This is a genomic window from Enterobacter cloacae complex sp. IR5401 (assembly GCF_049238425.1).
Taxonomy (GTDB): domain Bacteria; phylum Pseudomonadota; class Gammaproteobacteria; order Enterobacterales; family Enterobacteriaceae; genus Enterobacter; species Enterobacter hormaechei_C.
In genome coordinates this window covers 1-14,819 of the sequence record NZ_JBMKHN010000033.1, presented here as the reverse complement: position 1 = coordinate 14,819, position 14,819 = coordinate 1, and the positions used below count along the sequence as shown (strand labels likewise).

The following is a 14,819-nucleotide window of genomic DNA, read 5'->3' as shown; positions in this document are numbered from 1 at the left end:
ACTTCACCAATAGCGGTCTCAATGACGTCCTCTTCATCAGTGCTGGCGCATACCCAAATATTTACTTCCTTACAGTCCCCCCCTTGCTCATCAAGCTTGAAAGCCAGTAGCGTCAGAGCCCCTGTATTTTCAGGATTCTGAAGTGGGCTGCCTCTACCCCAGCGGGTAATCCTTTTTTCATTCCGGGTTTTACCAAAATGACGGCTGTTATAATAAATTGCCCGGGCTTCGCTGTCAGGGCAATCATGCGATGACACATGTGCGGTGAGAAAAACCGAAGGGTTCAGTTCACGGGTATGGTTGATAGACGGAAACAGTTTTTCAACGATACCTGAAGGGATATAAAGCCCTACCTGGTGACCACCTGTTGCGCCGGTATCGTTGGCGGAAAGGCGTTTGATGTAGACGAAGTAATTCTCACATGCGATCTCAAGTAGCCAGTTGTGGAAAACCGACATAAGCATCCCCTGTTACCCTGAAACTCTACTCACCATTTTTTCATAATTATATACAAACAGCCAGAAAGGCTGTTACAGGGTAAGCGTACAGCGAGAGCCGTATTGACGGGGATGTGTTATTCAGTCGGCAGTGCTACGCGCCAGGGGAGCAGTTCACTCACCCGATTGACCGGCCAGTCAGAAATAACGTCAAGAACATAGCGGAGGTAGCTTTCTGGCTCCACGCTGTTCAGTTTGCATGTCCCGATCAGGCTGTACAGCAGTGCTCCCCGCTCACCACCGTGGTCAGAACCGAAGAACAGCCAGTTTTTTCTCCCCAGACTGACCAGCCGCAGGGCATTTTCTGCGATGTTATTATCTGCTTCAGCCCAGCCATCGCCTGCATAGTACGCCAGTGCCGGCCACTGGTTCAGGGCGTACGCGAACGCTTTTGTCAGCTCTGAGTGTCGCGACAGGGTTTTCACCTTTTCTCGCAGCCAGCTTTCCAGGGATTTCAGTCGCGGTTTAGCTTTCTGCTGACGTTCGCCGAGTCGCTGTTCTGCCGGCATTCCCCTTATTTCCGCCTCGATGGCATACAACTCGCCGATCCGTTTCAGGGCTTCCTCCGTCAGCGCTGATGGGGTGCGAACGTGCACATCGTGGAGCTTACGGCGGGCGTGAGCCCAGCAGGCAGCTTCCGTTATCCGCCCATCGCGGTACAGCTCGTTGAACCCGGCATATGCATCTGCCTGCAGCACACCGCTGAAGCCGGCAAGATGGGTCTGCGGGTGGATGCCTTTTCTGTCCGGGCTGTAAGCGAACCACACCGCCGGCGTCAGCGCGGATCCGGCGTTACGGTCGTCACGAACGTACGTCCATAAGCGCCCCGTCTTCGTTTTCTTATTACCCGGTAGCAGCACCGGCACCGGCGTGTCATCGGCATGAAGCTTGCCGTCAGTCAGCACATAGTTTCGAAGCGCCTCTTCCAGCGGCGACAGCAGCCGGCAACACGCATCCACCCAGCCCGACAGGAGTGAGCGACTCAGCTCCACGCCCTGGCGGCCGTATATTTCAGACTGGCGATACAGCGGTGTGTGCTCTGCATACTTTGAGGTCAGCACGCGGGCCAGCAGCCCCGGTCCAGCTATGCCCCGCTCGATGGGGCGCGAAGGCGCCGGGGCCTGCACGATGCGGTCGCACCGACGACAGGCATGCTTTTCGCGCACCGTACGGATAACCCGGAAGGCGCTGCGCATCAGCTCCAGCTGTTCGGCGGCATCCTCACCCAGGTAATTCAGCGAACCACCACACTCCGGACAGCAGGGCTCTGCGGGTAACAACCGCTTTTCATCACGGGGAAGCGATTCGGGGAACGGTTTACGGGTGCGGGTCTGACGCAGCGGGCGCTGCACCGCGGGGTCATCAACCAGACCGGTAAGGGCATCGCTTTCCTGCTGAAGCCGGTTCAGATCAGCTTCCATCTGCGCGATACGGCGGGATACCTTTTCGGAACGGCTGCCGAAGTTCATCCGGCGCAGCTTATCCAGCTGCGCCTGCAGATGGTCTATTTCGCGTTCACGATCGGCCAGTTTTTCCAGCAGAGCACGGTTCAGCGCTTCCTGTTCGGTCAGGCGCTGTTTCAGCAGAAGGATGTCGTCAGAAGAGGCGTCGTTCATAAGCCCGTATTTTACCAGGCTTATTCTGCGACAACCAGGATTAAAGAGAGCTACAGCATGGTCAGGGAGGTCAGTAACCGCTTTGGCTGTCGCCAGTCGATACCTTCCATCAGCATCGCCAGCTGCGCCGGGGTCAGGAACACTTTGCCATCGCGGGCTGAGGGCCAGGCGAAGCGACCACGTTCCAGCCGCTTTGTCAGCAGGCACAGCCCGTCGCCGGTGGCCCACAGCAGTTTGACCTGACTGCCGCTGCGTCCCCGGAAGATGAAGACGTGGCCGGACATCGGGTCATCTTTCAGCGCTGTCTGCACCTTTGCGGCCAGACCATTGAAGCCGTTGCGCATGTCGGTGATCCCGGCTACCAGCCAGATTTTTGTGCCTGAAGGTAACGGGATCATCGCTTCAGTTCCTGTATCAGCAGAGCCAGGAACTTTTCGCTGACAGTACCGTTGAGGCGAAGCGTCCCGTGCCGGAACGTTACCTCACAGCTGATACTGAGCCCCGGGTCTTCCGCGAGCGATTTTGGCTGTACGGCAGTGGCATCGAGAGTCACAGGAAGTAGCTGAGGACTCTCTGAGGAAGGTAACAGTAGCTTTCCGTCGCGCCACTGCTGGCGCCATTTAAATAACAAATTAGCGTTGATGCCGTTTTCAAGCACCAGTTTTGAGATGGATATTCCGGGTTCGCAGGAGGCAGCAACGAGCTGCTGCTTAAACTCAGGAGAATAATTAGGGCAGCCCTTACGCCTGCCGGGAGTCACATTTTTCTGCATATCTGACACTTTGGTTCCCACTACTTATTTGGTGGACACCACTTTGTCGAATACATCAGGTTATGACCAGACGGCTCTCGCTGTACGCTTACCGTTAAGTTCCCTGGTGTCGCTTAGATAGTTGATGAACATCCCCCTAAGCGTCAGCAGCAAGCTGCCGCCGCTAAGGCCCCGGAAATCACGCCCTTTACGTCGTAAACGCCGTAAAGCCCGCTCACCGGGGTTAAAAGGGATTACTTTGACTTCTTCATTGCTGTTAGCGGGTTAAGGCTAATCAGGGCAGGGGGTAGGGTGGCAGAATTTATAGCCCGGCAACCGGCTACGCCGGGCTTTCGGCGCCATTTGACTCCACAGACACATGTAACCTCATCTGGCGCCTCCATGCCGCTGACGCGGCATCAGGAAGTGTAGACTTTAACGTCTGCTTTGTGCCAGGAGCGGAAGTTGTTAATTACAGTTTGCGTGGATCACGGGTCAGGGTCACTCTACTTAATACTACTCGTCCCCACCTTCGGTGATCAGACCTGACTTTTTCAGCTCAACCGCCAGCTCCTGTAAGCTCGGGCGAATTGCTTTTTCCAGACGGGTCATACCATCAATCATCCAGCTAATGATGTCAGGCCAAAGTTCTTTGTTTCCGCCGTCAAATGCTTTTGCACAAACAACCTGGCAGCTTTTTCTCTCAGGCAGTAGTCGCCAATTGAGCATCCCACCAAACTGCGACTCAATATGCGTTTTGCGCTCTGACAGACGCTCAAACAGCCATGTATTTTCTACCGCATCTGAACGTGAAATATTGAGCTGAATGCGAGCATCTTTTTGCGAGAAGATCACTTCAAAAGGCACGCCACTAACCCCCGAACCCGCTGCCAGCCAATGGTCTGTCGTAGGTGCTCGGTTGTTAAATAATGAACATGTGCTGGTACGGAATTTTTCCAGTGCTAACGACCAGAACTCACGGCGTAAATAATGTCGTTGTTGCAGTTCGCTACTGCTTGAGGTGGACTGCTCTTCTGCCTCTTTCTGCGCCATTCCAATCATGTAGGATTCCGCTTCAGGAGTCGGAATGACCTGCCGTATATCGACAAAAACATCCTCGGCAAAGAGGTACGGCGTCGCTTTGAAGCATTGCACTCGGATGCCAAACTGCATTAGCCATAGTGCAGTATTGGTAACTTCTTTGCGGAAATTCGCCGCTACCATGATAACGCGCTGTGTCCCTTTTCGATTGAGCACACCTTCTTTCAAACTTTCCCAGCCCATAAATTCTGCAATAACTTCTGCCGCAGGGCGGATTTCCGAGGGTTCATGTTGTGTAAGATAAAGCTGAAAAATTTCGACAACGCTTTCCTGACGAAGGTTGGCGCAGTAACCCGCATACTTCAGCGCCTGCCAGACCACGTCACGCCCTGAATCATCAAGTTTATTCTCGATAATGACCAAGTTGCCTTTTTTGTCGATAGCCAGCAGATCGAGACGTTCGTTAGTCTCATCAAAACCAGCAAACTCTTTCTGAATAATTAAAAGTTCGTCCTCTTTATCATCTTTCTTAGTCAACGCTTGAGGATTGTTTGCCAGCCACTCTTGCAAATGATCGCGTTCGCGAAAACCAAGACTGCTAAAAGAGACTTCCATGAGCGACTTGAGGCTATTGTTTTGCCGATCAATCTTATACATTTTCTATCTCACATCCTGATTGTTTTGCTTCTGGCAGAATTATCTTATTTGGGTTTGAGGGTAATGGAACGGAAACGTACGCTAAGAAGATAATTGTTTGTTTATATTGAAATTTAAATTTCTCAATTCCCCATTTATCATATCCTCCGGTAGCGTGAGCTGACAAGCTCCCTGTTGACTCACACCTAATGCTGCTAGCAATGTCCGTAGATCGCTCATAGCGGACTGCGCTCACTTACTGCTGTGAGCGTTACATTGAGTTTAATGCCAGCCAGGTATAGTCAGGTTGACAGTACTTGTTTCAGACCTTCGTCATTAAAAACGGTTCCGGTCTTCAGGACGCCATAACACCAGTGCACCAGTTTCCGCATCAGCGCGCCAATGGCCACCATTTTAGGTTTACCCCGCAGGCACATCTCATCGTAGGTAATGACTCCAAATTATTGATAGTGTTTTATGTTCAGATAATGCCCGATGACTTTGTCATGCAACTCCACCGATTTTGAGAACGACAGCGACTTCCGTCCCAGCCTTGCCAGATGCTGCCTCAGATTCAGGTTATGCCGCTCATTTCGCTGCGTATATCGCTTGCTGATAACGTGCAGTTTTCCCTTCAGGCGGGATTCATACAGTGGCCAGCCATCCGTCATCCATATCACCCAAAGGGTGACAGCAGGCTCATAAGACGCTCCAGCGTCGCTATAGTGCGTTCACCAAATACGTGCGCAACAACCGTCTTCCGGAGCCTGTCATACGCGTAAAACAGCCAGCGCTGCCGCGATTTAGCCCCGACGTAGCCCCACTGTTCGTCCATTTCCGCGCAGACGATGACGTCACTGCCCGGCTGTATGCGCGAGAATACCGACTACGGCCTGAGTTTTTTAAGTGCCGTAAAATCGTGTTGAAGCCAACGCCCATAATGCGTGCACTGGCGCGACATCCGACGCCATTCATGGCCATATCAATGATTTTCTGGTGCGTACCGGGTTGAGAGGCGGTGTAAGTAAACTGTAGCTGCCATGTTTTACGGCAGTGAGAGCAGAGATAGCGCTGATGTTCGGCAGTGCTTTTGCCGTTCGCACCACCTCGTCAGTAGCTGAACAGGAGGGACAGCTGATAAAAACAGAAGCCACTGGAGCACCTCAAAAACACCATCATACGCTTAATCAGTAAGTTGGCAGCATCACCGAAACTGCCTACCTGATTCGTTTAGCTACGTTCGTATATGAGTCAGAGAATGAAATTTAAACAGGATGCATCACTTGTTGAAACATGTAAGATAAATCTTATCTACGATATTTAAGGAAAGGCACAGCGTGGCGACTTATCGGGCTTACTACGGGCAGGACAGAGATCGTGAATACTTTGAACGCATATTTCAGTCAGCAAACATCAATTTCATCATTGGCTCAGGAGCATCACTGCCTGCAATCAGCGTGTTAGGTGATATTGAAAGCGAGCTTGAGGCTCTGGTCCGCGCCGGAAATGATGATGAATACTTCAGTAAATCTGAGTCTTTTCTGGACAATGTATGGAAGGCAAACAACGTCCTCCTGAAGCGAAGCAGGCCCGCAGAGGTAATCCTTCCTACTTTAATAGATGATGTCGTATCGACACAAAACAACTACGCGAAGCTCATGCGGGCATTAGAAATGCTTCTAACGAGGCGGCGGACTGGATTGCTACCGCGGCGCATCAACCTTTTTACGACTAACTATGATTTGTTCATTGAGGATGCGGCGGTTAAAAATAACAACGTCATTCTGAATGATGGATTCCGTCAGCGCGCTGATATTTACAACCGGACAGTATTCGATGCCAAATGTTTTTATCAGACCATACACGCAACCGGAAACCTTTATAATTACAGCGTGGAACTACCTACGGTGAATCTCATCAAGCTGCATGGTTCCCTTTCCTGGCATAGCTATGATAAGGAAATCTATTATTCCATTAAGGATATGAAGCCAGTTGCGTTCAATACACCAAAGGAGAAGCAGGACTGGGTTATGTCACATCAACTGGTTCTGCCGCGAAAGGATAAATTTCGTGAAACCTTACTTGAAAACGTGTATTACGATCTACTACGGACTTATTCAAATGAGCTGGATAAAGAAGGCTCTTTGCTTATAGTTTTCGGATTTTCTTTTGCGGATGAGCATATTGAAACCCTTACCAAAAAAGCGCTACGAAACGCCACGCTCAAAATTGTTATATTCGCTTACAACGAGGCGGCTAAAGACCTATTTCTTGGTAAATTCCGAGATTATTCCAACGTTGATGTGGTTTTTACTCCTGGAGCTCCGTTGGACTTCAAAAAGATGAATGAAATTATAACCAGCTTTCTTGGAGGTATGAAATGACCTCCGCTTTTGTTAACGAAGAAGCAGTATTAAGGATCGGTGAGGTTCGTGAAGTATCGGGCAGAACACTCAGCGTGCTTGTCGATAAAAATAAAAATCTGAGTGACCTTTTCTATCACGGTAAGGTGCTCAAAAATGTTTCAGTAGGTAGTTTCATCGAAGTCAAAAAAGGCTTCATGAGTCTGATTGCAAAGGTAGAAACCGAGAAGATTGTCGAGGAAAAATCACCTGTTGGTAGCGGAAGCGATTCGCTTCGCTTCCGACGCTATCTTACAGCCTCACTGGCAGGCTACATTGACCGGAACGGGCGCTTTACTGGCGGAACACGCGAGTTACCCCTTATCGGCAATGAAGTTTTTCTGATGTCTGAGGAACAACTTCATCTTATCCACTCGATCGCGCCAGCGGGCGAGTCTGGGCTGAATTTTTCGCGCACCGATCTCGAAGATATTGATATCACTCTCCCGATAAGCGGCCTTCTCAACTCACACATCGCCATCTTCGGTAATACTGGCAGCGGCAAGTCCAATACTCTGGCCGCGCTTTACCAGCATGGCTATGAGGCCCTGAAAAACCTACTAGGCGAAGGATTCAGAAGTCGGTCACGGTTTCTTTTATTTGATTTCAATGGTGAATATGGTGGGAGAAGTTGCATTACGCGCGACAAGGTTGTTTACAATCTTAGCACGCATGATGAAGAGGGTGATCGCATTCCGATGCCTGCTGAGATACTGCTTGAGCATGAGATTCTCTCTGTCCTGACGGATGCCACCGACAAAACGCAGAAACCTTTCCTGAAGCGAGTACTTGAATTCAAAAAGCGAGTGGAGTCGAAGCTGAACCCTCAGTCATATTTTCGTGAAATTCTGAAACGGCGGGTCACCGAAACTCTGTTTGGTTGCGAAAAGAAAAAAAGTGACGACCTGATTGATTTATTCCGTCCCGTACTTAAGGACGAAGACCTGATAGCAGATATTGAATTTTTTTATAACAACGGCGGCGTATGGCGAACTAAGACAGGTGTTTACTTTTCTAATGAAGAAAATACTCATCAGTGCAATATGTACCAGAGGGCTCAGAATTATGAATTTCCCGAAGATATAATGGAAGAGTTGCTGGACTATATGTATGTTCAGCTAATTATTGAATATCTTTCAAGTCGCTCAAATCCTGAACATCTTTCTCCTGTCATCAACCGAATGAGCGGACTGAAAAAAGATATTCGTAAAATTTTCAATACTGCATCCGGCGGAACCATCTGGGCAGAAACGAACTTTGTTGTCCTGAACCTTAATATGGTCAATCTGACCATGAAAAAAACGCTACCACTTTTAATGGCCAAATGGGCCTATTCAGCAAAAAAAATGGATAAGGTACCGTCCACTCTCCATCTCATCATAGACGAAGCACACAATATCCTTTCGAACACCTCGTTCAGGGAATCAGAAAGCTGGAAGGATTATCGGCTCGAAACGTTTGAAGAGATAATTAAGGAGGGCAGAAAATTTGGCGTCTTTGTGACGATATCCAGTCAGCGACCAAATGATATCTCCCCGACTATCATTTCTCAGGCACATAACTATTTCATTCACCGGTTGATAAATCAGAACGATCTGTATGCTATTGAAAAATCCGTTTCCTACATAGACCGCATGACTGAAGAATCTATTCCAACGCTTGCAACCGGCACCTGCATATTCAGTGGCGTGATCTGCCCTATGCCACTTAAGCTTCGTATAAACGAGCTGTCTTTCCGCAAAAAGCCGCACAGCCATACGCTGAATTTTGAAGACCTAATGCTTTAGCCACGGCTGCCGCTTCTCTGAGCAGAACGGCAGCCTGTCTCCCCGTTCAGTGTGAGCAGATCAGCTAATGCTGGAATCGCGTCCGGCTCGGTCACCTTCATAAACGCCGCCTCAAACTAAAGATTCTTCTTGTAGTACTAGCAGTAATTACAAAAAGTGCTTTTATGCTTTTTAAGCATTGCTTTTATATTTTTAATAATGTCAGTTTTTATCCCTCACTCCTTTCTTTTCCTGAGATCCGAAAACTCCAAGTCCCGGATCTGCCGATCCTCACCGTCCGCCCACAGGCCCACGGGCACAAGATGCGCCACGCCATCAGCTGAGTTTTATTCTATATGTTGTGTTTCACGGCCTGATCGTGAGCTGTCGCTCAGCGGCCGATAAGGGCGATATGATTATTCCCTGACCGTGGTACACTTCCGGAAAGTTGTTATACGAAAAAAAATCGGATCTGCCGGAAACGGCCATCCGGTAATTTAATTACGTGGTTATATGGCTGATTATTATTTTAGTATGTGAAAATCACTCTCGTGAAAGTCACTGTCGCGACAGAGTGGCACTCATCTGACGATGATTGAGGTGTGGTAAAATTGCACGGCTAACTATTCAACTGAGGAAAGGACATGTTTACTGCATTCAATGAGAGAAATGATTTCAGTTATGCTTTTGAAAAAATCCGTAATGCGATTTCCGCGCCAGGAGAAAATAATCTTTATGCTGCAACAGAATTAGGTCTTGGCATTCTGCTCCGTAAATACGAGCAGTTTCGCCAGGAACTGGATGCGGCCGGTGAGCTGGGAAACTGGGAATATGATCTCGATACCTACAATCACTGTATTGCGGTGCTGCAACGTTACTTCACCGGCAATCCATCCGGACTGACAGAACGTGATGCCCGGATTTACAGCCATTACCTGCAGACTGAGCACAAAAGGTTTGTGAAACTGGCTGAAGAGCTGGCTGCCGGCCGCTGACTACGGACAGAGGGCGGGATTTCTCAGGAATATAAAGGGGTAAATGATCAATGACTGATATACAGGCCGCAACTGAGAGTATAGTTGCTGCGACATCCCATCCGGTTTCCGTACAGCTGATTAATCAAGGGGCGGGGATCTGGGGAAACGTGGCAACCGGGCTTATCACTGGCCTGCTTACTGGGGGTATAACACTCACTGGCATCTGGCTGACACATTATTTCACGCTTAAGCGTGAGAGACAGGCGTCAGAAGATAAAATGAAAAAGGAACTGCATTACATTGCCACCGAGTTGGTATTCATGCTTGAACGGTATGCTGAGGGTTGTTTCCGGGTTGTGACGGATGACGGCCAGGATGATGATGCCCCCCAGCCTGAGAGAAAAGCTGTCACGAATTACCCTGAACTGAATCTGATCGATGTCTCCGGTGACTGGCGGACTTTAGAGCCACGTCTTATGTATCGCATCCGTGAACTGCCGGTGCTCCAGGATGAGGCCCACAGGGCAATTGCATATGCCGCCGAATACTCCGACCCTCCTTGGCATAAGGACTATTTCAGGGAACGGCAGTATCAGTTCACGCGCTTGGGCATCAACGCTGTCATTCTTGCCGTCCGTCTGCGCAAGGCAACCGGGATGCCCGAAACACGTCTTACAGGTCATGATGAATGGTCTGCAGTTTCCGTGTTTCGTAAAGTCTGGAGACGCGAAAGAGCCCTGCGCGCTGCTGAAGCTACCCGCAACAGGGAGTGGAATCAAGTAGTGATACCTGATGGAATGTCAAACCAATGAGCGGCCTCTTATCATATTCTCACCCGCAGCAGCCGGCGCAAATGCCGGTGGCCATTGACTATCCCGCCGCGCTGGCCCTGCGCCAGATGGCGCTCGTTCAAGATGAACTACCGAAATACCTGCTGGCACCGGAAGTCAGCGCCCTGCTCCATTATGTGCCCGATTTGCACCGCAAGATGCTGCTGGCAACCCTCTGGAACACCGGCGCACGTATCAACGAGGCGCTGGCGCTGACCCGGGGGGATTTTTCGCTGGCGCCACCGTATCCGTTCGTGCAGCTGGCCACGCTTAAGCAGCGCACCGAAAAAGCGGCCAGGACAGCCGGCCGAGCTCCCGCCGGTAGCCAGGCTCATCGTCTGGTTCCGCTTTCCGATCACCACTACGTCAGCCAGCTGCAGATGATGGTGGCCACCCTGAAAATTCCGCTGGAAAGACGAAACAAGCGCACCGGCAGAATGGAGAAGGCGCGCATCTGGGAGATCACAGACCGTACCGTCCGCACCTGGCTTAGCGAAGCGGTGGAGTCCGCAGCGGCCGACGGGGTGACGTTCTCAGTACCGGTGACCCCCCATACGTTCCGTCACTCCTACGCGATGCACATGCTGTATGCCGGCATACCACTGAAGGTTTTGCAGAGCCTGATGGGCCACAAATCGATTAGCTCGACGGAGGTCTATACGAAGGTGTTTGCGCTCGATGTCGCGGCGCGCCATCGTGTGCAGTTCGCCATGCCGGAAGCTGAAGCTGTTGCGTTGATAAAAAAGTTAACCCCAGACCAATCTACATAGGTCAACTATGGGTAATACCCCAGGTTTCAACCTAAAGTAGTTCTTGTGTGGGAAACAGTCCAAGCTTAATGGGGGCTTATCCTGCCTCACCTTTTACAGCTATCAATCACATTAATGATGTTCAGAAAGGCCCTCATTGCCCTAAAGAAAAAAAATGCAGCCATGAAAATAAGGAATAATTGAGATACAACTCCTGCTAAATCATGGTTGCTACCAGCCACTGATAGCAACGTAAATAGTAATGCAAGCGAAAAATGTAAGGCGATTGTAGTATTTGAATTCATGTATATCCCCTTATGTATAGGACTGAGGCCATCCGCAAATTTTCACTATCGCGAAGTTGTTGCCTCGATATAAAAGGTGTTACCACCCTGAACAAGATAACAAGATAACAAGATAACAAGATAACAAGATAACAAGATGTTATCGTTGTTTCGCTTCTGCGATTAATCTGGATATCTCTGTTTTTGATAAACTTTTTAGTGCCTCTACCGCTGCCCTGACTACGTCAGAACGATTCACTCTGCTTTTACCTGAAATCATTTCACCCGTTATAAGATCATCAATGTCTTTTAAGTTTTCTTCAAAAAAGGAAATGCTCACTGGTTTTGCTTTACTTACAGCCAATGGTCTCTCTGAAGTCACTTTGGTATTATCAATACCAGCAGTACCACCGTTAATAAACGCTGCCTCATCACGAGATGGAGTATTTGCTCTATTTCTCACAGAATAACCTCTTTAACTAACGATTCGATTTCTTGTTGTGCTTTGTCATTTTGCGTTTCAAAAATTGTCATTGATTCTGCCCAGGCATCTCGATGCGCTTTTCGATCACAAACTCGGGAGCTAGCCAGACACATTTCAGGATAATCCTTGAGTACGTCAGCTGCCTGATTTGCTTCATTGACAAACATGTTCGTGGGCGTCATGTTTAAAACGAGATATCCCCGGACGTCCTCATTAAAATCTTTTGCTGCTGTAAAAACAGAGCATGTATGAGGCACTACATCCAGGTCCATCTGAGAAGGCCGCAACGGAGAAATGAATACGTCAGCGGCCATCAACCCACTACGCATTTCTGCACTGTCGCGGCCAGCACAGTCTGCGATGACAAAGTCATAAGATTTCTCGTGTTCCTTTAGCATGGCTTTGATGTTGCCTGTTGCGCCAGTAACCGGAATATGGGGAAGATCTTCAGGACGATTGTTGTACCAGGTCAATACAGATTTCTGGTCATCTGCGTCGACAATGATCACTCTATTGCCCAGTGACATCAGATACGCAGCTATAGATACCGCCAGTGTACTTTTACCAACCCCACCCTTTTGACTACCCAATACTATTATCATCATAGCCTCATATTAAGTTGTTAAGTTAACAACTTAATATTGCCAAACAGGCGACAATATTGCAATGCCTTTATTAAGTTAATATCTTGTTAAGTTGTTAACTACATGATTTATAATTGAATTATCTTTGAATCTTAACAAATTAGTAAGATGTTAGGATAACAATATAACAAGATAACAAGATAACAAGATAACAAGATAACAGGATAACAAGATGGCAAAGTGGTGCCTTTATCCGAAATCCCCATAGAACCACATAATGCGGCTTTCAACTCCAGGCTACCTTTAGGGAGGGTAGTATCAACCAGTTATGACCGCGTGAAGCAAAAAGTGGGGCGTAGTGGGAAGCCTTTGAATCTTCGGTGTGTCGAAGTGGGGAGTCGGTGAGACAAATTTGGTAAAAGGTGGTGAGAAGCGGGATAGCTTCTCACTTCTATCCAAAAAGGTGTGTTGAAGTGGGAAGGTGCGTAAGTATATACAGATAAAAACACACATTTAACAGGTTCTCATCCCGCTACAACACACCTATTAAGACGTTTAAGGCGAGGCTTCCCCCTACAACACACCTATCAAGATGTTTAAGAAGAGACCTCCCGTTTCAACACACCTTAATCGCGTTGCTTTCCCGTTTTGACACACCTTATACAGCTGTTCCTGGTTTCAGATTTGCTGAGCGACGGTGGATCAGAATGAAAGTCTCTTTACCTTTTTTGGTGATGCTGTGGTCAAGGTACCCAATATCCTGCAACTGCTTGAGGGCCAGTTTAATGATACGGTTCTGTTCCTTTACCGGAGAGAGCAATGAGAGCCTGTCTCGTATTCGTTTGAAAGATATGGGGACTGGGTTCGTAGGCAGGCTTTCGATGAAAGTATACAGGGCCTGAGCTGCTTCCTTTCGGGTTAAAGCGTTTATCGGTTTATGTCGTAGCAGAACAGTGTAATCAGTTTGGTAGAGTTCCCATAGTCGCTGATCAGCTTCAAGTTCCACCTGGTCGTTTGCAAAATCCAGTTCACCTGTCTTAAGCAAACCTGTTACGGAAACTTTTTGAAGGCCCTCTGAGTCGCTACGGGTAAAGGTAATGGTCTTGCCACGTATCCTGGTCAAAGCTTCTGAAATACTTTTTCTAAGACGGGAATCGAATCTCTTAGACTCAAAGCGGCACATTCCAGCAAACTCATGAAAAGTAAGCTTAATGCTGTTGGTTTTTAAACCGTACTTACTGAAAGCTTCTATGATACCGACCCATACCTTGAAGTCGATGGCCATACTCAACCGTTCACCGGTTATACGAATATCGTCGTACCCCTCCCGCCTTGAGAATTCCAGATCCTTGAGAACAGAGGTCGCATCGATTGATGTTCTGGTGCCCTTTGCAGGCCTGCTTGAAGGAACAAAAACATTTAATCTCATCAGGGCTACAGGCTGAACTGTGGCCTTACTTGTGACGGTGAGTTTATTGTTAACACTTTCACAATCTGGACCTATAACCTCGCCGATATAAACATTCTCATTCATATAGTTATATCCATTCATAGCATATGATCGATATGTGCCTAAATATTAACTATTTCCCGTTTTGACACACCTTTCTTCCCGATTCTACCCACCCTTACCCCGTTTTGACACACCTTTTTCCCGCTTCAGAACACCTTTTTCCCACTACGACACACCTGAAATCGCTACGAAGCCCGTAAACAAAGGTTTTGCCGCTAAAGGGATCAGTTTGGATCTATTTGGATAACTAAGGGTAAGTTATTGGATCTACTCAAAGGATATGTGGATAACTCATTATGGAATCTATAGAACTTAAGTGCGTAAGGTGCTTTAAAAGGCTTCAGCTCCCCTGGTGCTTCCTCGCTCACTCGCGGGCTTCGCCCTGTCGTTCGGCTGCGGCGAGCACTGCTGGCTCTCTCTGAAAGGCAAAATTTAACCGATCCTCGCAACGGGGATATCTCTCCAGCGAGTGGTGTACGCAGGGGAGAGCATATCGCGTTTCATTTGCCAGGATGGCGCAATTCCTCTACCGGCAAACCATACTTTACACGGCACTGTTGCAAAGTTAGCGATGAGGCAGCGTTTTGTCTTATTCAAAGGCCTTACATTTCAAAAACTCTGCTTACCAGGCGCATTTCGCCCAGGGGATCACCATAATAAAATGCTGAGGCCTGGCCTTTGCGTAGTGC

Annotated in this window: 13 protein-coding genes and 4 pseudogenes; 5 read left to right on the top strand and 12 right to left on the bottom strand. The window is 48.6% G+C overall.

All coding sequences use genetic code 11. From position 1 onward, the window contains the following. From ACOTX1_RS23410 to ACOTX1_RS23380, 7 genes and pseudogenes are all read right to left on the bottom strand, one after another. Positions 1-458: EcoRII N-terminal effector-binding domain-containing protein (locus tag ACOTX1_RS23410; protein WP_421766878.1), on the bottom strand; the 458-nt coding region annotated here is incomplete at its 3' end. Between the two features lie 116 nt (positions 459-574). Continuing rightward, a complete protein-coding gene (gene tnpC / locus ACOTX1_RS23405) occupies positions 575-2,113 on the bottom strand; it encodes an IS66 family transposase (RefSeq protein ID WP_032667560.1) in 1,539 nt (512 codons plus the stop codon). 50 nt (positions 2,114-2,163) lie between these two features. Continuing rightward, positions 2,164-2,511 carry an IS66 family insertion sequence element accessory protein TnpB gene (gene tnpB / locus ACOTX1_RS23400; RefSeq protein ID WP_032667561.1) on the bottom strand — a complete coding sequence of 116 codons (348 nt, stop codon included), beginning with the start codon at positions 2,509-2,511 and terminating at the stop codon, positions 2,164-2,166. Next, positions 2,508-2,885, bottom strand: coding sequence for an IS66-like element accessory protein TnpA (tnpA, locus tag ACOTX1_RS23395; RefSeq protein WP_032667578.1), 378 nt, complete (start codon positions 2,883-2,885; stop codon positions 2,508-2,510). Before tnpA ends, tnpB begins: the two co-directional genes overlap by 4 nt. 495 nt (positions 2,886-3,380) lie before the next feature. Then, positions 3,381-4,562, bottom strand: coding sequence for a DUF4268 domain-containing protein (locus ACOTX1_RS23390; RefSeq protein ID WP_013023770.1), 1,182 nt, complete (start codon positions 4,560-4,562; stop codon positions 3,381-3,383). A gap of 281 nt (positions 4,563-4,843) precedes the next feature. Then, positions 4,844-4,987 (bottom strand): annotated as a pseudogene (locus tag ACOTX1_RS23385) (IS110 family transposase); the annotation flags it as partial. 15 nt (positions 4,988-5,002) lie between these two features. Further along, positions 5,003-5,695, bottom strand: a pseudogene (locus tag ACOTX1_RS23380) (IS1 family transposase). Between the two features lie 183 nt (positions 5,696-5,878). Between ACOTX1_RS23380 and ACOTX1_RS23375 the strand changes: the two are divergent. The 5 genes from ACOTX1_RS23375 (at position 5,879) to ACOTX1_RS23355 (ending at position 11,286) form a co-directional block, all read left to right on the top strand. Next, the gene (locus ACOTX1_RS23375) at positions 5,879-6,925 is read left to right on the top strand and encodes an SIR2 family protein (RefSeq protein ID WP_032621004.1); all 1,047 of its coding nucleotides are present in this window, start codon (positions 5,879-5,881) and stop codon (positions 6,923-6,925) included. Continuing rightward, the gene (locus ACOTX1_RS23370; protein ID WP_032413492.1) at positions 6,922-8,730 is read left to right on the top strand and encodes an ATP-binding protein; all 1,809 of its coding nucleotides are present in this window, start codon (positions 6,922-6,924) and stop codon (positions 8,728-8,730) included. Before ACOTX1_RS23375 ends, ACOTX1_RS23370 begins: the two co-directional genes overlap by 4 nt. Before the next feature lie 623 nt (positions 8,731-9,353). Next, positions 9,354-9,704 (top strand): hypothetical protein, encoded by a 351-nt coding sequence (locus ACOTX1_RS23365; RefSeq protein ID WP_000493378.1) that lies wholly within the window; start codon positions 9,354-9,356, stop codon positions 9,702-9,704. Positions 9,705-9,754: 50 nt separating this feature from the next. Next, positions 9,755-10,498, top strand: a complete 744-nt coding sequence (locus ACOTX1_RS23360; protein WP_004098973.1) for a hypothetical protein — start codon at positions 9,755-9,757, stop codon at positions 10,496-10,498. Then, positions 10,495-11,286: a site-specific integrase gene (locus ACOTX1_RS23355; protein WP_032667567.1), complete on the top strand. Its 792-nt coding sequence runs from the start codon at positions 10,495-10,497 to the stop codon at positions 11,284-11,286. The genes ACOTX1_RS23360 and ACOTX1_RS23355 overlap by 4 nt, the downstream gene beginning before the upstream one ends. 423 nt (positions 11,287-11,709) lie before the next feature. Here the strand turns inward: ACOTX1_RS23355 and ACOTX1_RS23350 are convergent, their stop codons facing one another. The 5 genes and pseudogenes from ACOTX1_RS23350 to ACOTX1_RS23330 all read right to left on the bottom strand — a co-directional run. Further along, complete coding sequence (locus ACOTX1_RS23350; protein ID WP_004197636.1) at positions 11,710-12,012, bottom strand: hypothetical protein; 303 nt, start codon at positions 12,010-12,012, stop codon at positions 11,710-11,712. Then, a complete protein-coding gene (locus tag ACOTX1_RS23345; RefSeq protein WP_004098977.1) occupies positions 12,009-12,635 on the bottom strand; it encodes a ParA family plasmid-partitioning AAA ATPase in 627 nt (208 codons plus the stop codon). Before ACOTX1_RS23345 ends, ACOTX1_RS23350 begins: the two co-directional genes overlap by 4 nt. Positions 12,636-13,275: 640 nt before the next feature. Continuing rightward, complete coding sequence (locus ACOTX1_RS23340) at positions 13,276-14,151, bottom strand: RepB family plasmid replication initiator protein (RefSeq protein ID WP_004098982.1); 876 nt, start codon at positions 14,149-14,151, stop codon at positions 13,276-13,278. Positions 14,152-14,562: 411 nt separating this feature from the next. Next, positions 14,563-14,676: pseudogene (locus ACOTX1_RS23335) on the bottom strand (DUF4113 domain-containing protein); the annotation flags it as partial. Positions 14,677-14,732: 56 nt separating this feature from the next. Beyond that, positions 14,733-14,819, bottom strand: a pseudogene (locus ACOTX1_RS23330) (IS6 family transposase); the annotation flags it as partial.